Raw genomic sequence first — 19,370 nt, 5'->3', positions numbered from 1 at the left:
CCCCGGCATGGTGGGTCCTGCAACCCCGATCCGGCCTGGGAACGACGCGGGGCCCGAGCACGACGGAGAACCCATGACGCCTGCCTCGCTGGCGACCGACCCGATCGGAGCCGAGGAGCAGCGGCGCCTCTACCGGCGCACCCTCACCGTCGTCGTCATCTCCCAGGTGTTCGGCGGCGCCGGCCTGGCCGCCGGCGTCACGGTCGGCGGCCTGCTCGCCCAGGACCTGGTCGGGGGCGAGAGCGTCGCCGGTCTGCCGGCTGCGCTGTTCACCCTCGGCGCGGCACTCGCGGCGTTCACCGTGGGTCGGGTGTCCCAGCGTTCGGGGCGTCGACTCGGTCTCGCCGCCGTCTGAGGCCGGCAACTCGGTTGCCGTGCCGCCGAGGGGCCGGTCAGGCTGCGCCGATGGATCGCTCCTCGCTCCCGACGACGCCGACCTGGGCCTCGGACCTCCTCGCCGCCGTAGACCGGGCCTTCGCCGTCATCGGTGCCGACACGCCCGGTTGGCCGGACCCACATGGGGATCGCGAGCCAGACGAGGCGGAGTACTCCCGCTACACCGATCCGGGCAAGTACCGCATCCTCGTCCGGCGGGTCGAGGCGTGGGTCGAGGTCCTGGCGGACCGCGGCCTCGCCACCACGAGCGTCGGGCCGCCGACCGGCGCTACCTGGCTCGGCGGACGGCGGTCGACGGACCAGATCGTGCGCGTCTACCGGATCGCGCCGCGCGTCCCCGGCGGTTCCGAACTGCTCTGCGGGGTCGTGACGATCGACGGCGATGAGTTCGGCCTCGACGTCGGCGTCCGTGCCGCCGACGCCTCGCCCGCGTCAGCCGCGCCCGTCACCTCCATCCCGTACTGCGGGTGCGACGCCTGCGACGACGGCTCCGAGATGCTGCTCGAGGAGCTGGACCGGTGCTTCGTCGCGCTCGCCCATGGCGATCCCGTCATTTCGCCCTGACCGCGAGCGGGAGGTGCCAGGATGCGCCGGTGAGCCTCGACGGGAAGACCACCCAGCCAGTGGCGGCACCGCCGCTGCCGATGTCGATCTGGGTGGTCGCCTGGGCCTCGCTGGCGGGCCAGGCGCCGGCGTGATCCGCGCGCGGACCGTGCGGCTGGTGGTCGCGTGGATCGTGCTCGTGCTGAGCTTCTTCGTGGAGCTCGTCGGCATCGTCGATCTCGACGACCTGGGTCAGGCGACGCTGCACGTGCTCGGCCTGACGACCTCGGTCCTGGCGCTGGTCGCGCTGGCGCGGTTCCACGGGTCTCAGTGGTTCGCCTGGCAGCGGGCGAACCCGTCGGCGGGCGCCGGCATCCCGATCGGCAAACTGCTCACGATCGCCGTGCTCGTCGGCGTGCTGGGCGGTCTGGTCGCACCGGCCGACGACGGGCTCGACGGGCGCGTCGATGTCGTCGGCCCCTGAGGGCGCGGCGATGAGTTCCCTCCGTCGACGCGGTCGGTAGTCGGCAGACGGACCGACCCGATGGAGGCTGACCACGTGCGCAAGCTGAGCTACATGATGAACGCGAGCCTGGACGGCTACATCGCCGCGCCCGGCGACGACATCGGGTGGAGCGTGCCGAGCCCCGAGCTGCACCAGTGGTTCAACGACCGCGCCCGGGAGATCGGACTCTCGCTGTACGGCCGCAGGCTGTGGGAGCTGATGAGCGCGCACTGGCCGACCGCCGACCAGCAGCCGGACGCGACGCCCGTGGAGGTCGAGTTCGCCCATCTCTGGCAGCGGACGCCGAAGGTGGTGTTCTCCACGACCCTCGACGAGGTCGACGGCAACGCGCGCCTCGTCACCGGTGACGCCGTGACCGAGATCAGCCGCCTGAAGGCCGAGGACGGCGCCCCGATGGAGATCGGTGGCGCCGGCCTCGCCGGTACGGCGATGCGCGCCGGCCTGATCGACGAGTACCAGGTGGTCACGCACCCGGTCCTGGTCGGCGGCGGTACGCCGTTCTTCAGCGCCCTGGACAGCTGGGTGGACCTACGGCACGTGGGGACGCAGGACCTCCCGGACGGCGTGACGGTGGCCCACTACGAGGTCCGGCGCTGACCGGCCGACCCGGTCCTCAGCCGTCGAGGACGCTCGTCGCGAGGGTGAGGTCGGGGACGAGCTCGCGGAGCAGGTCGCGCACGCGGGTGTCCAGGTCGGCGACGATGCGGCGCACCGTGGCGTCGTCCTGGCCGCCCGGGTCGTCGACCGGCCAGTCGCGGTAGGTCACGCCGGGGACGTAGGGGCATTCCTCGCCACAGCCCAGCGTGATGGCGAGGTCGCTGGCGGCCACCATCTCCGTGGTGAGGCGCTGGGGGCGCTCGCGGGAGGTGTCGAGGCCGAGCAGCTCGAGCGCGCGGGCGACCTCGGGGTGGATGTGCTCCCCGGGCTGGGTGCCGGCCGACACCGCGACGACGCGGCCCGCGGCGTACTGCTCGGTGAGCACCCGGGCGATCACCGAGCGCCCGCCGTTGCGAACACAGGCGAAGACCACCTGCGGGATCCGCTCGGCCGTCATCGTGCGACTCCCTGGGCCTGGTCGGGGAAGAAGCGGCGCGCCCAGAGGCTGACGTACACCAGGCCCACCAGGACCGGGACCTCGATGAGCGGACCGACGACCCCGGCGAGCGCCTGGCCGCTGGTGACGCCGAACACCGCGATGGCGACCGCGATCGCGAGCTCGAAGTTGTTGCCCGCGGCGGTGAAGGCGACGGTGGTGGCGCGGGCGTACCCCAGGCCGGCACGGCGGGCGAGCAGCAGCGAGCCTGCCCACATGAGCGCGAAGTAGATGACCAGCGGTACGGCGATGCGCGCCACGTCGAGGGGCTGGTCGGTGATCGACTCGCCCTGGAGGGCGAACAGCACGACGATCGTGAACAGCAGCCCGTACAGCGCCCACGGGCCCAGGCGCGGCAGGAAGCGCTCCTCGTACCACTCGCGGCCGCGTCGCGCCTCCCCGATGCGTCGGGTGAGGTAGCCGGCGGCCAGCGGGATCCCGAGGAAGACGAGGACGCTCCAGGCGATCTCCCAGGGGGAGACGTCGAGGCCGGTGGTGGACAGGCCCAGCCAGCCGGGCAGCAGGTCGAGGTAGAACCAGCCGAGCAGGGCGAAGGCGAGGACCTGGAAGACGGAGTTCACCGCGACGAGTACGGCGGCGGCCTCGCGGTCGCCGCAGGCCAGGTCGTTCCAGATGATGACCATCGCGATGCAGCGGGCCAGGCCGACGATGATGAGGCCGGTGCGGTACTCGGGCAGGTCGGGCAGGAACAGCCAGGCCAGGGCGAACATCAGCGCCGGGCCGAGGACCCAGTTCAGGACCAGGGAGAGCGCCATCATCCGCCGGTCGCGAACGACGTGGCCGACCTCGTGATAGCGGACCTTGGCCAGCACCGGGTACATCATCACCAGCAGGCCGAGCGCGATCGGCAACGAGATCGACCCGACGGTGACGGCGTCCAGGGCGTCGGCGATCCCGGGCACCCAGCGGCCGGCGAGCAGCCCGGCGACCATCGCGACCCCGATCCACACCGGGAGGTAGCGGTCGAGGGTGGACAGCCGCGGACCGGCTGCCGCGTCGGTGGGCGAGGTGATGGTGCTGCTCATGCGGTCGGCTTGGTGGCGCGGACGATGGCGCCGTGCATGCCGGGGGCCGCCTCGTGGGTGAACTCGACGTCCGCGTCGACGAACCCGGCGGCCCGGAGCCCGTCGAGGTACTCGCTGCGCGACAGGGCGCCGGCGATGCAGCCGACGTACGAGCCCCGCTCGGCGCGGTCCTCGGGCGTGAGGTGGTCCTCGGCGACGACGTCGGAGATCCCGATCCGTCCGCCCGGAACGAGCACCCGGTGCATCTCGGCGATGACCCGGGGCTTGTCGACGGAGAGGTTGATGACGCAGTTGGAGATGACGACGTCCACGGCGGCGTCGGGGAGCGGGATGTCCTCGATGGTGCCCTTGAGGAACTCGACGTTGGTCGCGCCGGCCTTGGCAGCGTTGGTGCGCGCCAGGTCGAGCATCTCGTCGGTCATGTCGACGCCGTAGGCGAACCCGGTCTCGCCGACCCGCCGAGCGGAGAGGAGCACGTCGATGCCGCCGCCCGAGCCGAGGTCGAGCACCTTCTCGCCGGCACGCAGGTCGGCGACCGCGGTCGGGTTGCCACAGCCCAGGCTGGCCGCGACCGCCTCGGCGGGAAGGTCCTGCTGGTCGTCGCTGCTGTAGAGCGTCGCGCCGAACGACTCGTCGACCGCGACCTCACCGCTGCAGCACGAGGTCCCGCAGTCGTCCTCGACCACCTGGAGCGCCTCGTTGAGCTCGGCGTTGCCGGTGCCGCCGACGACGGCGGTCGCAGCCTGGGCGTAGCGGCTCCGGACCTCCTCGCGCAGCTGGTCCGAGGCCGCGGTGTTGGTCTCGTCGGGGGTGGGGGTCGTGGTGGTCATGACCGCCTGCCTTTCGCGTCGTATCGGCGTGTGTCGATGCATCGAGGATCTTCTATCTATCGACGGTTGTCAATGTGTCTGGCACACTCGAGCCATGACCACCAGCACCTCCCTCCCCGTCGTCGACGCCCCGACCTCGGTCTGCTGCTCGACCGTCACCGGCGGCGTGCTGGACGCGGAGGAGGCACAGCGACTGGCGCGGACGTTCAAGGCGCTCGGCGACCCCACGCGCGTCCGGCTGCTGTCCCTGATCGCCGCGCAGCCCGAGCGCGAGGCCTGCATCTGCGACCTGACCGAGCCGGTGGGGCTCTCGCAGCCGACGGTCTCGCACCACATGAAGCAGCTGGTGGACGCGGGACTCGTCATCCGCGAGCAGCGCGGCCGTTGGGCGTTCTACCGCCTCGTCGAGGACACGCTGAGCGCGCTGAGTGGTGCGCTGAGGCCCTGAGGCTCCGAGCCGTTCGTGCCTTCGGCCGGTGGCCGGGTCAGACTTTCGGCCGGTCCCCTGGCGGCGCTCCATCCCTACGCTGAGGGGGTGAGCAATCCGCTGCGGTCCCTGCTGGAGGAGCCCCGGCCCTCGGCCCCGCCAGTTCGGGTGTGGCGGGACTGGGCGCTGCTGGCGCTCGTGACGGTCTCGGGGGTGCTGGAGGGCGTCTTGCGTGAGGACATGCCGCTACCGGGGCTGTCGGTGGTGTTGACGGTCGGGCTGGCGCCGCTGTTGCTGTGGCGACGTACCCACCCGCTCGCCGTGGTCGCGACCGCCTTCGGCGTGGTCGTGGTCGTGGACATCGCCCTGATCGCATCCGACGCACCGGCGCTCGACGTGTACACGATGCTCTACTTCCTGCTGCTGCCCTACGCACTCTTCCGGTGGGGTTCCGGGCGAGAGGCGGTCGCGGGTCTGGCGATCATCCTCTTCGCGGCCACCATGTCGTTCGTCGTCAGCTGGACCGGGCTCGCGGACGCCATCGGCGGGGTCGCTGTGCTGATGTCCGCTTTTGCCCTGGGTTGGGCCGTGCGCTCCCAGCACGGCGCCCGGGAGCGAAGCCTGGAGCAGGTGAAGTCGGAGGAGCGGGTCCTGCTGGCACGCGAGCTGCACGACACGGTCGCCCACCACGTCTCGGCCATCGCCGTCCAGGCGCAGGCCGGGCGCGCCCTTGCTGCGACCAGCCCGTCGTCGCCGCTCGAGGCGCTGGAGGTGATCGAGGTGGAGGCAACGCGCACGCTGGCCGAGATGCGGGCGATGGTCCGCGTGCTGCGCAACGAGGCACCCGTCGACTACGCCCCGCAGCCCGGTGTGGCCGACCTCGAGCGGCTGTCCGGGGCCTCGCCTGCCGGGCCGCGGGTGGAGGTGACGGTCTCGGGAGACCTGGCCGCCCTCCCGGCGGCGATCGACGCCGCTGTCTTCCGGATCGCTCAGGAGGCGGTCACCAATGCCATGCGGCATGCCCGGAACGCCACCCTGATCGACGTGCGCGTCGCCGGCGACCAGTCGACGGTCAGCCTCGTCGTCCGCGACGACGGTGACCCGGGCGCGGCCGACCCCGCCCACGAATCGGGCTTCGGGATCACCGGGATGGTGGAACGCGCACTGCTCCTGGGTGGCGTGTGCCAGGCAGGTCCCTGCCCCGGTCACGGCTGGGCCGTCAGCGCGACACTGCCGCGGCAGGTGCCGGCGTGAGCATCCGGGTGCTGGTCGCCGACGACCAGGACCTCGTGCGGACCGGACTGCGGCTGATCCTGGGCACCCTGGACGGCATCGAGGTCGTGGGGGAGGCGCGCGACGGGCAGGAGGCGGTGCGGCTGGGCCGCGAGCTCCGTCCCGACGTGTGCCTGATGGACATCCGGATGCCCGTCCTCGACGGGGTCGAAGCGACCCGGCTGCTGGCTGGGCCGGGCGTCGAGGACCCGGTCGCGGTCGTCGTGATCACCACCTTCGACCTCGACGAGTACGTGCACGGTGCGCTGTCGGCCGGCGCCACCGGCTTCCTCCTGAAGGACGCCGGACCCGAGCTGCTCGGCGAGGCGATCCGGGCGGCCACCCGAGGTGACTCGCTGATCTCGCCCAGCATCACCCGCCGGCTGCTGTCGACGTTCGCGGGCACGGGTCGGGCAGCGCCTCCCGCCCAGCCCCTCGACCCGCTCACCGAACGTGAGGAGCAGGTGCTGCTCACCGTCGCGCGGGGTCGTACCAACGCAGAGATCGCCGCCGAGCTGCACATCAGCCTCAGCACGGTGAAGACCCACATCGGCAGCCTCATGGCCAAGCTCGGCGCCCGTAACCGGGTGGAGGTCGCGATGTGGGGCTACGAGACCGGCCGGGTCCGGGAGTAGAGGCCGGCCCGCTCCGCCGGCACGAGGTCCAGAGGCGGCGAACGCCCCACCGTGCCCGGCGGGGACACGTTCACCGGTCGTGACCTGCGGCTCGTGGGCACGTGCAGGGATGCGTCAGGTTCCTGAGATCGACCGAAAGCACGATCTCGGCCCCGTGCTTTCGGTGAGGACAAGACCGGCCTTTGAGCCGAGGCGCGCACGACCCGACGCCGCGAGGGTTGAGCCCATGATCACTGTTGAGCTCCTGACCCGGAGGTACGCCGGCTTCACGGCCGTCGACAACGTCTCCTTCACTGCCAAGCCCGGCCGCGTGACCGGCTTCCTCGGTCCGAACGGTGCCGGCAAGTCCACCACGTTGCGCGTCATGGTGGGTCTGACCGCCCCGACGTCCGGCTCGGCCACCATCGACGGCGTCCGGTTCGCCGACCTCCCCAACCCCGGCCTCGAGGTCGGCGTCCTCCTCGACGCCTCGGCCCAGCACGCCGGCCGCACGGGCCGCGAGATCCTCACCATCGCCTCCGACACCATGGGCCTGCCCCGCACCCGGGTCGACGAGATGATCGAGCTGGTGAGCCTGACCCCCACTGAGGCCAAGCGCCGCGTGCGCAACTACTCGCTCGGGATGCGTCAACGCCTCGGCATCGCCACCGCGCTGCTCGGCGACCCGAGGGTGCTGATCCTCGACGAACCCGCCAACGGGCTCGACCCCGCGGGGATCCGGTGGATGCGCGACCTCCTGACGGGCTTCGCCAGCCAGGGCGGCACGGTGCTGCTGTCCTCGCACCTGCTGCACGAGATCGAGGTCATCGCCGATGACCTGGTCGTGATCGGCAACGGCAAGATCGTCGCGTCCGGCACCAAGGAAGAGCTCCTCGCGGACGCCGGGACGCTGGCCCGTTCGACGTCACCGCGCGACCTGGTCCACGCGCTCGAGCAGGCCGGGATCCCCAGCACGCTCGCCAGGGACGGCTCGGTCCGCACGGATGCCGATCCCGCTCGGGTCGGGGCCGTGGCCCAGACCGCCGGCATCGCCCTCGCCGAGCTCCGGTCCGCCGAGGGCGCCGGGCTCGAAGACATGTTCTTGTCGCTCACTGCCGACACCCAACGCGAAGGAGTTGCGGCATGACCGCCACGATCGTCCCGCCGGCCTCCACCACACAGGCCGCACCGGTCCGCCTGACCGCCCGTCCGATCCCGACCACTCGGCTCGTCAAGGTCGAGCTGCGCAAGATGTTCAACACCCGATCGGGATTCTGGATGCTCATCAGCATCGGCCTCCTGTCGGTCATCGCGACCGGGGCGGTCATCATCTTCGCTCCCGACAGCGCCGTCACCTACGAGAGCTTCGCGACTGCGATCGGTTTCCCCATGTCGGTGATCCTGCCGATGATCGCGATCCTTTCCGTCACGAGCGAGTGGAGCCAGCGCAGCGGACTCGCCACGTTCACCCTGATGCCGAGCCGCGGACGCGTGATCGGCGCCAAGGCGATCGCGACCGCCTTGGTGGGCCTCGGCTCGATGGCCGTCGCCTTCGCGGTGGGGGCCGTCGGCAACCTGGTCGGCTCCGCGCTCGCCGGCGTCGACACCGTCTGGAACGTCTCGCTGTCCACCGCACCCCAGATCGTGCTCGGCAACCTGGTCGGCATGGCGATCGGTTTCACGCTCGGCGTGGTGCTGAGGGCCTCGGCCGCGGCGATCGTCGGGTACTTCGTGGTCTCCCTCGTCCTGCCCGGCATCCTCGAGCTGCTCGCGTTGGTGCGGGAGTGGTTCTTGGACGTGCAGCCGTGGATCGACTGGAACTACACGCAGGTGCAGCTCTTCGAGGGCGCCACGAACACCGGTGAGGAGTGGGCGATGCTCGCCTCGACCACGATGATCTGGATCGTCATTCCCCTCGTCGTCGGGCTGCTGTCGCTGCGCCGCTCCGAGGTCAAGTAGCCAGATACGTGGACCGGCGGTATCCGGAACGTGTGCGTTCGGATACCGCCGTTTCGTGGTGGATCGCCTCAGGCAAGTCCCCGCACGGTCTCGATCGTGTCGGCCTCGGCTGCGGTCTTGTCGTCGCGGTAGCGCAGCACCCGGGCGAAGCGCAGCGCCAGCCCGCCGGGGTAGCGCGTGGATCGCTGGAGGCCGTCGAAGGCGATCTCCACGACCTGCTCGGGGCGCACGTGGACGACGTGGCCGGCGCGGTGCGTCTCCAGGGCGAGGAACCGCTCGGTCTGCCAGGCGAGCATCTCGTCGGTCATCCCCTTGAAGGTCTTGCCCAGCATCACGAACCCGTCGCCGTCGCGGGCGCCGAGGTGGATGTTGGACAGCCAGCCGGAGCGCCGCCCCGAGCCCCACTCGACGGCGAGCACGACCAGGTCGAGGGTGTGCACCGGCTTCACCTTCACCCACGACGCGCCCCGGCGTCCCGCGTCGTACGGCGCCGCGAGGTTCTTCACCACCACGCCCTCGTGACCGCTCGCGAGCGCCTCCGCGGCGAACGCCTCGGCTGCGGCGACGTCGTCGGTGAGCAGGCGCGGCACCCGCCACGGCTCGGGCACGAGCGTCTCCAGCGCGGCGAGGCGCTCGGCGCCGGGGGAGTCGAGCAGGTCCTCATCGTCGAGGTGCAGCAGGTCGAAGAAGTACGGCGTCACCGCGACGTCGCTCGCCGCGCGCTGGGCGGTGCGCGAGGCGGTCTCCTGGAACGGCCGCGGGCGCCCGGTCGCGTCCAGCGCGATCGCCTCGCCGTCGAGCACGAACCGGCGCCCGGGCAGGTCGCGCACCACGGCCACCACCTCCGGCAGCCGGGCGGTGATGTCCTCCAGCGTGCGGGTCGCGACCCGCACGTCGTCGCCGTCGCGGTGCACCTGGATCCGGATGCCGTCGAGCTTGGTGTCCACCGCGACCGTGCCGCCGCCCGCGCGCTGCATCGCCTCGGGAAGGGTCTTGGCCGACGAGGCGAGCATCGGCAGCACCGGACGGCCCACCTCGAGGCCGATCGCGGCGAGCGCGTCCGCACCGCCCGCGAACGCCGCCGCGACCACCGCTCGGGTCGACCCGGCCAGCATCGCCGCACGTCGTACGACGGGGAGCGGGACGCCCGCGGCGACCGCGACGGCCTCCTGCACCAACGTGTCCAACGCGCCCTGGCGCACCTCGCCGGTCACGGCGCCGCGCAGCCAGCGCTGCTCGTCGGGCGTGGCCAGCCCGAACAGCGCCTCGACCGCCGCCGCGCGGGCGGCCTGCGAGCCGGGCCCCGCGAGCGAGCCGATCCGCGCGAAGGCGGCGTCGACGTCGGCCACCTCGAGCGTGGCCTCGCCCGCCGGGTCGGGCAGCTCACCGAGCCCACGCCAGCCCAGGCCGGTGCGGCGTTGGCGCAGGGTGCCACCGAGGTAGGCGGTGACGATCTCGAGCTCGCCGGGATCGGCAGCCGCCAGCAGTTCGGCGATGGCGGCGACCTTGGCCTTGCGCGAGCGGGTGCTCCCGACCGCGGTGGACGTGGCGACGACGTCGGCGAGGAGCATGCGCTCCATCCTGCCTGCCGGGTCCGACACCGAGCCGGACGGCGGGTGGTAGCGCGAGCCCCTGTCCACTTCCCCGACGACGTGCCAAGATCCGTACCCCATCAGCGGGAGCCTCGGGACGGAGAGCCATGACCTACGTGAGCGTCGGGTGCCCGTCCGCGAGCGGCAGGCGAGGCTGACGTGCAGCCCTCGCTCGACCGACGGCTGTTGCGCCTGCTGCGCGACGAGGGCCCCCGCACCCGATCCGAGCTCGCCCGGGCTCTAGGGGTCTCGCGCACGACGGTGAGCGCGGAGATCGCCCTGCTCGAGGGTACGGGCCTGGTCGCACCGGGGCCGGTGGCGCCGAGCTCGGGCGGCCGGCGTTCCAGCACGGTCGGCCTCGGGCCCGCGGTCCGGATGGCCGCCGTGTCGCTGGCCGAGTCGCGGGTGCGCGCCACCGTCGTCGACGCGACCTTCGCGATCTCCCGCCCGGTGACCCGGGACCGGGCCCGCGAGGAGTCGCCCGAGGACCTGTGCCGGCTGGTCGTGGAGACGGTGGCGCAGGCGGTCAAGGAGGCCCCCGGGTCACACGGCGTGCTGGCGACCGGCCTCGCGATCGCACCCGGCCTGCCCGTGCACCGCGAGGACCTGGTCGCCGGGATCGAGGAGGTGACGGGCGGCGCTCCGGTCGTGGTCGAGCAGGCCGCCCGCGCCATGGCCACCGGCGAACGGCACGGCGGACGGGCGCGCGGGATCGACGACCTGGTCGTCCTCCGTCTCGGTGCGACCGTGAGCACGGCGACGTTCATGGACGGTCATCTCGGACGGGGCAGCGCCGACCTGGCTGGGGCGATCGGGCACACCCGGGTCGACGAGTTCGGTCCCGCGTGCGCGGGCTGCGGCAGCAGCGGCTGCCTGGACTCCTTCGTCTCGGTGTTCGCGGTGACCGAGCAGGCGGCGGCCGCCGCACGCTCCGGACGCTCGGCTGCCCTGGCTCGCGCACTGACCGACGGCGAGGTGGTCCCCTGGGCCGAGGTCGTGGCGGCGGTGGTCGGCGGCGACCCGGTGGCCGTGCAGATCGCCCGCGACATGGGCCGGAGGGCGGGCGAGGCGATCGCCGGTCTGGTGGCGTTCGCCAACCCCTCGATCGTCCTCGTCGGTGGGCCCGGCGCCGCGCTCGGACCGCACCTGCTCAACGAGATGCGGGGAGCGATGTATCGCCGCGCACCCGCCCACGTCGTGGCGGGCACCCAGGTCGAGCTCGGGGCCCCCGGGGACCGTGCCGCCCTCCTCGGCGTGGGATTGCTCGCCGCCGAGATCGCCCTTGCCGCCAGGTCGGTGACGAGTCGCTAATTGCCCGCCGGAAAAGCCGGTCTGGGCCGGTATTCGCCACTTTCGGGCCGACTTCTTCCGGTTGGATACGGACTTCTGTCGGCGGACGACATAAGCGAAATCTAGGTCGGCCATTTCATCGGGAAGGCGGTTGTGGGAGCGCTCTTCACGCCTTTAGTTTGAGCGTCGCCTCAACAAACATGTGACGGCGATCACACGGCCAAAGTCGGCCAGGCAGGAGGGCGACGATGACCTCGCTCGATGCCCCCGCTTCGGCGCAGAGTGTCGACCACCTCGATCTGAGGCGCGCCAATCTGGGCCTCGTCCTGCGTTGGCTGCGTGACCACGGTCCGCGGTCACGCGCCACCCTCGCCTCCGAGCTGGGGATGACCCGCTCGACGGTCTCGACGCTGGTCGCGGAGCTGGCCGAGCGCGGCCTGGTGCGCGAGGGCAAGGTGCAGCGCGCCAGCGTGGGCCGGCCCAGCACGGCGGTCGAGCTCGACGGGTCCCGCGTCTACGGCCTGGGCGCCGAGCTGAACGTCAACCACGTCTCCGTGCTCGCGCTCGACCTCGCCGGTCGGACCATCGGGGAGAGGCGGCTCGCCCTCGACGCGCGGGCCCTGGACGCCGAGGTCGTCGTCGATCACCTCGTGCGCCTGGTGACCGAGACCGTCGAGGAGCTCGGCGGCGGTGACCGGCACACCGCCGGTCTCACGGTCGGCGTCGCAGGCCTGGTCGACCGGCGCCGCGACCTGCTGACCCACGGCCCCAACCTCGGCTGGTTCGACGTGCCGGTCGGCGAGCTCATCCGCCGCCGCCTGGACGGGTCGTTCCCGGTGCGCATCGACAACGAGGGCAACCTCGCGGCCATGGCGGAGGCGACGCCGGGTGTCGCGGACCGCCAGGACATCCTGGTCATCTTCGGCGAGGTCGGGGTCGGGGGCGGGATCGTCGCCGACGGACGTCTGCTTCGCGGCCGACACGGGTACGCCGGGGAGTTCGGCCACATCATCGTCCAGCCCCGCGGCCGCACCTGCGGCTGCGGCCGCACCGGCTGCTGGGAGACCGTGAGCGGCCTGCGTGCCCTCCTCGAGCTGGTCGCGGAGCCCCACGACCCGATCCGGAACCCGACGCTGGGCCTCGACGAGCGCCTCGCGGAGATCAACCGTCGCGCCGGCCTCGACGACGCCCGCACGCTCGATGCGCTCGAGCAGGTCGGCACCTGGGTGGGAGTCGGGGCCGCCATCTTGGCCAACGCGCTCAACCCCGCGGCGATCGTGCTCAGCGGCTACTACTCCGCCGTCGGCCACCACATGCGGGCCGCGGTGGAGCGCGAGATCGGCGCCGGGGTGCTCGCCGTCGACGCGGGCGGCACCCGCGTGGAGATCTCGACCATGGGCTTCGCCGCCGCGGTGCGCGGGGGAGCGATGGCCGCGCTCGACCCGGTCTTCGCCGCCCCCTCGGTCATCCCGCGCCGACCGCACCCCGCAGCCCCCGTAGGAGAGGTGGTCGCATGACCGCGCCGACCCCGTCGCCCCCATCAGGCCAGGCCGCCGGCGGCACCGACCCGTCGGCGAGCCAGCCCGGCGAGGTCCTGCTCCGCATGACCGGCGTCGTCAAGCAGTTCTCGTCGGTCCGCGCCCTCGACGGCGTGGACCTCGACGTGCGCGCCGGCGAGGTGCACTGCCTGCTCGGCCAGAACGGCGCCGGCAAGTCCACGCTGATGAAGGTCCTCTCCGCGGCGTACCAGCCCGACGAGGGCACGATCTGGTGGGACGGGCGGGAAGTCCGCCTCAGCCACCCGCAGGCCGCCATCGACGCCGGCATCAGCACGATCTACCAGGAGCTCGACCTGGTCCCGGGCCTGTCGGTCGCCGAGAACATCTTCCTCGGCCACGAGGTCTCCACCGGCGGGTTCATCCGACACACCCGGGCCCACCGCCGCGCCCAGCAGCTGCTCGAGCGGCTCGGGCACGGCGAGATCCCGCCGTCGCGCCTGGTCGCCGACCTCTCACCGGCCGGCCAGCAGATCGTCAGCATGGCCCGCGCGCTCAGCCACGCCACCCGGCTGCTGATCCTCGACGAGCCCTCCGCGGTGCTCGACCACGGAGAGGTCGACAACCTGTTTCGCGTCATCCGCGGGCTGACCGCCGAGGGCGTGGCGGTCGTCTACATCTCCCACCGCCTCGAGGAGATCCGCCGCATCGGCGACCGGATCACGGTCCTCAAGGACGGCAGCACGGTCGCGACCGGCCTGCCGGCCATCGACACCCCCACCTCCGAGCTGATCCGGCTGATGACCGGCCGCTCCATCGAGTACGTCTTCCCACCGCGCAAGCCGCCGGCCGAGACCGAGCGCCCCGTGGTGCTGCAGGTGCGCGACCTCGCCCTGGCCGGAGTCTTCTCCGACGTCGACCTGACCGTGCACGCCGGCGAGGTCGTCGGCCTGGCCGGCCTGGTCGGCTCCGGGCGCACCGAGATCCTCGAGACGCTGTACGGCGCGCGCCGGGCGAGCGCCGGCACCGTCCACGTCGTCGGCCGCCAGCTGCGCCGCGGCTCGGTCGCCCACGCGGTGAAGGCGGGAGTGGGCCTGGCCCCGGAGGAGCGCAAGAGCCAGGGGCTGCTGCTCGACGAGGCGGTCTACCGCAACATCACCGTCTCCTCGCTGCGCGACTTCTCCCGGCTCGGCTTCCTCGCCAGCCGCGACGAGCGCCGCCGCGCCGCCGTGCTGACCAGGTCCCTCGACGTGCGGCCCGCCGACGTCGACCGCCTGGTCCGCACCATGTCAGGCGGCAACCAGCAGAAGGTCGTCCTCGCCCGCTGGCTGCTGCGCGAGTGCCGGGTGCTGCTGCTCGACGAGCCGACCCGTGGCGTCGACGTCGGCGCCCGCTCCGAGATCTACCGGCTGATCGCCGGCCTCGCCGACTCCGGGGTCGGCGTGGTGGTGGTCTCCAGCGAGGTCGAGGAGGTGCTCGGCCTGGCGGACCGGGTGCTGGTCGTCCGCGAGGGACGCGTGGTCCACGAGGCCGCCGCCGAGGACATCGACGAGTCCCAGGTCCTCGACCTGGTGATGGAAGGAGCACCCGCATGACCGACCGCTTGAAGGACTCCTCCTCCCAGGACCGGCCGTCCACCCCCGACGTGGTCGGGACCGGGGCGGCGTCGGGCACCGCCTCGCACCAGACCATGGTGGTCGACGCCGACAGCGCCAGGACCGGCGGCCAGCGCACCGTCCAGTGGCTCTCGGCCGTCGGGTTCTTCCGCATCGTCGGCCTGGTCGTCGCCCTCATCGTGATCTGCGTCGTCGGCGCGGTCACGGCCGGCAGCAACTTCGCCAACACCGACAACGCGCTCACCATCCTGCGGGGAGCCGCGGTCGTCGGCGTGCTGAGCGTCGGCATGACGTTCGTGATCACCGGTGGCGGCATCGACCTGTCCGTCGGCGCGATCCTCGCGCTCTCCTCGGTCTGGTGCACGACGCTGGCCACCCAGACCATGGCGCGCGACAACCACTGGCTGGTCATGGTGTTCGTCGCGGTGGCGGTCGGCGCGGGGTGCGGCCTCGTCAACGGGATCCTGGTGTCCTACGGCCGGATCGTGCCGTTCGTCGCGACGCTCGCGATGCTCATCGCGGCGCGTGGGCTCGCCGAGATCCTCTCGGACAAGAAGACGCAGATCGTCGACGTCGACGGGTTCACCGACGTCTTCGCCTCCGACGTCTTCGGCATCGACTTCTCCATCTACCTCTTCGCGATCGTGGCGCTCGTCGGCTGGGTGCTCCTCAACCGCACCACGTTCGGTCGGCGCACCTTCGCCGTCGGCGGCAACCCCGAGGCCGCCCGCCTGGCCGGCATCAACGTGCGCCGCCACACCGTCCTGCTCTACGTGCTGGTCGGCGTCTGCTGCGGCATCGCCGCGCTGATGCTCGTGGCGCGCACCACGACCGGCACCTCCACGCACGGCACCCTGATCGAGCTCGACGTCATCGCCGCAGTGGTCATCGGGGGCACCCTGCTCGCCGGTGGCCGCGGCACCATCACCGGCACCGTGCTGGGGGTCCTGATCTTCACGACCCTCACCAACGTGTTCATCCAGAACCAGCGCGACTCCTCCGAGCAGTCAGTGCTCAAGGGTGCCGTGATCGTCGCCGCCGTCCTGCTCCAGCAGTGGTTGGCGTCTCGCAAGAGCACCACCTGACCGACCCCCGTTTCTCGGGCGGGCGCCACACCGCAGCACCTCACCCCGGCACACCCACACCTGATCCAAGGAGCACCCGCCATGACCGTGAAGTCACTGAAGAAGAGGACCACCCCGACCAAGATCGTCGGCAGCGGCGTCGCGGTCCTAGCCGTCCTCGCCATGTCCGCGTGCACCAGCAACGAGGCCCAGGACGACGGCGACGAGCGCGGCGGCGGCTCGGCGCAGGCCGCGGCGGGCTCCAACGACGAGTCCGGCGACAAGGTCGTGATCGGGTTCTCCGCGCCGGCGGCCGACCACGGCTGGATGGCCTCCATCACCGAGTCGACCGAGCAGACCGCCGACCAGTACGACGACGTCGAGCTCAAGGTCGCCACCGGCACCAATGACGTCAACGTGCAGATCCAGCAGGTCGAGACCTTCATCAACGAGGGCGTGGACGCGATCGTGCTGCTGCCCTTCGACGGCGCGGCGATGACCAAGGTCGCCCTCAAGGCCATGGATGCCGGCATCCCGGTCATCAACGTCGACCGCGAGTTCAGCGACCCCAACGCCGCCCGGGTCACCGTCCTGGGCGACAACTACGGCATGGGCGTCTCGGCGGGCACCTACATCTGCGAGCAGGTCGGGGACAAGCCGGGCGCGGTGGTCGCCGAGATCGCCGGCATCGACTCGCTGCCGCTGACCCAGGACCGCAGCCGCGGCTTCAAGGACGCGCTCGCCGAGTGCGGTCTCGACGTCGACAACCGTGTGGCCGCCGACTTCACCGTCGAGGGCGGCGAGGAGGCGGCGTCCAACCTGCTGCAGGCCGAGCCGAAGATCGACGCGATGTGGAACCACGACGACGACCAGGGCGTCGGGGTCCTCGCCGCGATCGAGAACGCCAACCGCGACGAGTTCATCATGGTCGGCGGCGCCGGCTCCGCCAACGCGATGCGCGCCATCAAGGACGGCGACAGCGTGCTGAAGGCGACCGTCATCTACCCCTCGACCCAGGGCGCCGACGGTCTCAAGCTGGCCCGCCTGCTGGCCCAGGAGCGCTCGGTCTCCGACCTCGTCGAGATCGAGGTGCCTCGGATGGTCCAGCTCTACGCGCCGGTCGTGACGGCCGACAACGTCGACCAGTACCTGGAGACCGCCTTCGAGTCCTGAGCGACGCCCGCGCCCGCATTCCGACGAATCGAGCAGGAAAGCCGATGACCCACTCTCCTTCCTCAGCGGACCCCTCGACGCTCCGCGTCGGCATGGTCGGGCACGCGTTCATGGGTGCCGCGCACTCCCATGCCTGGCGTACCGCCCCCCGCTTCTTCGACCTGCCCCTGCAGCCCGTCATGCAGGTCGCCTGCGGGCGGGACGCCACCCGGGTCCGCGCCGCTGCCGACCGCCTCGGGTGGTCGGACGCCGAGACCGACTGGCGTCGGCTCGTCCAGCGCGACGACATCGACCTGGTCGACATCTGCACCCCCGGTGACACGCACGCCGAGATCGCCGTCGCGGCACTCGAGGCGGGCAAGCACGTGCTGTGCGAGAAGCCGCTGGCCAACAGCGTGACGGAGGCCGAGGCCATGACGGACGCGGCGGAGCGGGCCGCTGCGTCCGGGGTCATGGCGATGGTCGGCTTCACCTACCGTCGGGTGCCCGCGGTCGCGCTGGCGCGCAAGCTGGTCGCGGACGGCCGGTTGGGAGAGATCCGTCAGGTGCGCGCGCAGTACCTGCAGGACTGGATCGCCGACCCCACAGCGCCATTGTCCTGGCGCCTGGACAAGAAGCAGGCCGGTTCGGGGGCGCTCGGCGACATCGGCGCCCACATCGTCGACCTCGCCCAGTTCATCACCGGTGACTCGATCGCGTCGGTCTCGGGCCACCTGCAGACCTTCGTCCACGAGCGGCCGATCGCCGCCGAGGCGACCGCGGGAACCCTCGGCGGCGGCGGTGCGAGCGGCGAGACCGGGCCGGTGTCGGTCGACGACGCCGCGGTCTTCCTGGCCTCCTTCACCGGCGGCGCGCTCGGAGTCTTCGAGGCGACCCGCTTCGCCTACGGGCGCAAGAACGCCATCCGACTGGAGATCAACGGAGCCCTCGGGTCGTTGGCCTTCGACTTCGAGGACATGAACGTCCTGCAGCTCTTCGACGCCACCGAGCCGGCCGAGACCGCAGGCTTCCGGCGAATCCTCGTCACCGAGCCCGACCACCCCTACGTCGAGGCCTGGTGGCCCGCGGGCCACGGACTCGGATACGAGCACGCCTTCACCCACCAGGTCGTGGACCTGGTCCGGGCGTTGGCCGCGGGCGAGCAGCCCACCCCGTCGTTCGCCGACGGCCTGCAGGTCCAGCGTGTGCTGGCTGCGGTCGAGACGAGCTCCCACACCCGACAGTGGCAGGAGACCACCGCATGAGCAGCGACTACACCCCCCAACCCGAGGACAAGTTCTCCTTCGGCCTGTGGACAGTGGGCTGGCAGGGCGTCGACGTCTTCGGACCGGCCAGCCGCCCGCCGCTGGACCCCGTCGAGTCCACCTACAAGCTCGCCGAGCTCGGGGCGGCCGCCGTGACCTTCCACGACGACGACCTGCTGCCCGACGACGACACCCGCGACCGCGACCTCGAGCGGTTCCGCAAGGCGCTGGCCGACACCGGTCTGCGCGTCGAGATGGTCACCACCAACCTCTTCGGCCCGCCGGTGTTCAAGGAGGGCGCGCTCACCGCCAACAACCGCGAGGTACGCCGCTACGCCACCCAGAAGGTGCTGCGCAACATCGACCTCGCCGCGAGCCTCGGCGCCGACACCTTCGTGCTCTGGGGCGGCCGCGAGGGTGCGGAGCACGGCGCAGGGAAGAACATCCGCGCCTCGCTCGACCGGATGGTCGAGTCGCTCAACACCTTCTGCGCCTATGTGAAGGAGCAGGGCTACGACCTCCGTTTCGCTCTCGAGCCCAAGCCCAACGAGCCGCGCGGCGACATCCTGCTCCCGACCATCGGCCACGCGATCGCGCTGATCAACGAGCTCGAGGACCCCCAGATGGTCGGGGTAAACCCCGAGGTCGGGCACGAGGAGATGGCCGGGCTGAACTACGCCCACGGCATCGCGCAGGCGATGTGGCACGGCAAGCTCTTCCACGTCGACCTCAACGGTCAGCACGGCCCGCGGTACGACCAGGACCTGCGCTTCGGCGCCGGCAACCTGCGCGGCGCCTTCTGGACCGTCGACACCTTGCTGGGCGCCGGCACCGGCCACGCCTACGAGGGCTACGTGCACTTCGACTTCAAGACACCGCGCGCCGAGGCCGTCGACGGCGTCTGGGAGGCCGCCCGGGCCTGCATGCGCAACTACCTCATCCTGCGCGAGCGCGCGCTGGCCTTCCGCGCCGACCCCGCGGTCGGCGAGGCACTCGCCGCCGCCGCGGTCGCCGAGCTGGACCGGCCCACCCTGGACGCGGGCGAGCAGCTGTCCGACCTGCGCGGCGCGACGTACGACGTCGCCGCGCTCGGCGAGCGCAGCACCGCGATGGAAGCCCTCGACCAGCTCGCGATGGAACACCTCCTCGGCGTCCGCTGACGCCCACCGCACGACCACCGCACGACTAC

General features: G+C 71.9%; 20 protein-coding genes. 16 read left to right on the top strand and 4 right to left on the bottom strand.

What is annotated here, in order from left to right; genetic code table 11:
• Positions 1 to 73: 73 nt before the first annotated feature.
• From GFH29_RS11025 to GFH29_RS11010, 4 genes are all read left to right on the top strand, one after another.
• Positions 74 to 355, top strand: coding sequence for a hypothetical protein (locus tag GFH29_RS11025; protein WP_228387435.1), 282 nt, complete (start codon positions 74 to 76; stop codon positions 353 to 355).
• Between the two features lie 50 nt (positions 356 to 405).
• Positions 406 to 960, top strand: a complete 555-nt coding sequence (locus GFH29_RS11020) for a DUF6226 family protein (protein WP_153323602.1) — start codon at positions 406 to 408, stop codon at positions 958 to 960.
• Between the two features lie 130 nt (positions 961 to 1,090).
• A complete protein-coding gene (locus GFH29_RS11015; protein WP_153323601.1) occupies positions 1,091 to 1,423 on the top strand; it encodes a hypothetical protein in 333 nt (110 codons plus the stop codon).
• Positions 1,424 to 1,498: 75 nt separating this feature from the next.
• On the top strand, positions 1,499 to 2,062 hold the full coding sequence (locus tag GFH29_RS11010) for a dihydrofolate reductase family protein (RefSeq protein ID WP_153323599.1): 564 nt from the start codon (positions 1,499 to 1,501) through the stop codon (positions 2,060 to 2,062).
• 16 nt (positions 2,063 to 2,078) lie between these two features.
• Here GFH29_RS11010 and GFH29_RS11005 read toward each other — a convergent pair whose 3' ends face one another.
• The 3 genes from GFH29_RS11005 to arsM are packed head-to-tail and all read right to left on the bottom strand — an operon-like array spanning position 2,079 to position 4,434.
• Positions 2,079 to 2,519, bottom strand: coding sequence for a low molecular weight phosphatase family protein (locus tag GFH29_RS11005; RefSeq protein ID WP_153323597.1), 441 nt, complete (start codon positions 2,517 to 2,519; stop codon positions 2,079 to 2,081).
• Entirely contained in the window at positions 2,516 to 3,604 is a 1,089-nt protein-coding gene (gene arsB / locus GFH29_RS11000) for an ACR3 family arsenite efflux transporter (RefSeq protein ID WP_153323595.1), read from the bottom strand. Before arsB ends, GFH29_RS11005 begins: the two co-directional genes overlap by 4 nt.
• On the bottom strand, positions 3,601 to 4,434 hold the full coding sequence (gene arsM, locus GFH29_RS10995) for an arsenite methyltransferase (protein ID WP_153323593.1): 834 nt from the start codon (positions 4,432 to 4,434) through the stop codon (positions 3,601 to 3,603). Before arsM ends, arsB begins: the two co-directional genes overlap by 4 nt.
• A 94-nt stretch (positions 4,435 to 4,528) precedes the next feature.
• Between arsM and GFH29_RS10990 the strand changes: the two genes are divergently transcribed.
• The 5 genes from GFH29_RS10990 (at position 4,529) to GFH29_RS10970 (ending at position 8,706) form a co-directional block, all read left to right on the top strand.
• Complete coding sequence (locus tag GFH29_RS10990) at positions 4,529 to 4,882, top strand: ArsR/SmtB family transcription factor (RefSeq protein ID WP_153337219.1); 354 nt, start codon at positions 4,529 to 4,531, stop codon at positions 4,880 to 4,882.
• Positions 4,883 to 4,969: 87 nt separating this feature from the next.
• Positions 4,970 to 6,115, top strand: a complete 1,146-nt coding sequence (locus tag GFH29_RS10985) for a sensor histidine kinase (protein ID WP_153323591.1) — start codon at positions 4,970 to 4,972, stop codon at positions 6,113 to 6,115.
• Positions 6,112 to 6,768: a response regulator gene (locus GFH29_RS10980; protein ID WP_153323589.1), complete on the top strand. Its 657-nt coding sequence runs from the start codon at positions 6,112 to 6,114 to the stop codon at positions 6,766 to 6,768. The genes GFH29_RS10985 and GFH29_RS10980 overlap by 4 nt, the downstream gene beginning before the upstream one ends.
• Positions 6,769 to 6,994: 226 nt before the next feature.
• Complete coding sequence (locus GFH29_RS10975; RefSeq protein ID WP_153323587.1) at positions 6,995 to 7,894, top strand: ABC transporter ATP-binding protein; 900 nt, start codon at positions 6,995 to 6,997, stop codon at positions 7,892 to 7,894.
• Positions 7,891 to 8,706 carry an ABC transporter permease subunit gene (locus GFH29_RS10970; RefSeq protein WP_153323585.1) on the top strand — a complete coding sequence of 272 codons (816 nt, stop codon included), beginning with the start codon at positions 7,891 to 7,893 and terminating at the stop codon, positions 8,704 to 8,706. The genes GFH29_RS10975 and GFH29_RS10970 overlap by 4 nt, the downstream gene beginning before the upstream one ends.
• 68 nt (positions 8,707 to 8,774) lie before the next feature.
• On the opposite strand, the gene GFH29_RS10965 is transcribed toward GFH29_RS10970, so the two are convergent.
• A complete protein-coding gene (locus GFH29_RS10965) occupies positions 8,775 to 10,277 on the bottom strand; it encodes an ATP-dependent DNA ligase (RefSeq protein ID WP_153323584.1) in 1,503 nt (500 codons plus the stop codon).
• Between the two features lie 180 nt (positions 10,278 to 10,457).
• On the opposite strand from GFH29_RS10965, the gene GFH29_RS10960 reads away from it, so the two are divergent.
• From GFH29_RS10960 to xylA, 7 genes are all read left to right on the top strand, one after another.
• On the top strand, positions 10,458 to 11,609 hold the full coding sequence (locus tag GFH29_RS10960; protein ID WP_153323582.1) for an ROK family transcriptional regulator: 1,152 nt from the start codon (positions 10,458 to 10,460) through the stop codon (positions 11,607 to 11,609).
• Positions 11,610 to 11,836: 227 nt separating this feature from the next.
• Complete coding sequence (locus tag GFH29_RS10955) at positions 11,837 to 13,105, top strand: ROK family transcriptional regulator (protein ID WP_153323581.1); 1,269 nt, start codon at positions 11,837 to 11,839, stop codon at positions 13,103 to 13,105.
• Positions 13,102 to 14,679 (top strand): sugar ABC transporter ATP-binding protein, encoded by a 1,578-nt coding sequence (locus GFH29_RS10950; protein WP_153323579.1) that lies wholly within the window; start codon positions 13,102 to 13,104, stop codon positions 14,677 to 14,679. Before GFH29_RS10955 ends, GFH29_RS10950 begins: the two co-directional genes overlap by 4 nt.
• On the top strand, positions 14,676 to 15,785 hold the full coding sequence (locus tag GFH29_RS10945; RefSeq protein ID WP_153323577.1) for an ABC transporter permease: 1,110 nt from the start codon (positions 14,676 to 14,678) through the stop codon (positions 15,783 to 15,785). The genes GFH29_RS10950 and GFH29_RS10945 overlap by 4 nt, the downstream gene beginning before the upstream one ends.
• An 81-nt stretch (positions 15,786 to 15,866) precedes the next feature.
• Positions 15,867 to 16,937, top strand: coding sequence for a substrate-binding domain-containing protein (locus tag GFH29_RS10940; RefSeq protein WP_153323575.1), 1,071 nt, complete (start codon positions 15,867 to 15,869; stop codon positions 16,935 to 16,937).
• 44 nt (positions 16,938 to 16,981) lie between these two features.
• The gene (locus GFH29_RS10935) at positions 16,982 to 18,181 is read left to right on the top strand and encodes a Gfo/Idh/MocA family protein (RefSeq protein ID WP_153323573.1); all 1,200 of its coding nucleotides are present in this window, start codon (positions 16,982 to 16,984) and stop codon (positions 18,179 to 18,181) included.
• Entirely contained in the window at positions 18,178 to 19,341 is a 1,164-nt protein-coding gene (gene xylA / locus GFH29_RS10930; protein WP_153323571.1) for a xylose isomerase, read from the top strand. Before GFH29_RS10935 ends, xylA begins: the two co-directional genes overlap by 4 nt.
• The last annotated feature ends 29 nt before the right edge of the window (positions 19,342 to 19,370 follow it).

Origin of the sequence: Nocardioides sp. dk884, assembly GCF_009557055.1 — a bacterium.
Taxonomy (GTDB): Bacteria; Actinomycetota; Actinomycetes; order Propionibacteriales; family Nocardioidaceae; genus Nocardioides.
This window is presented reverse-complemented; position numbering and strand designations above follow the sequence as displayed.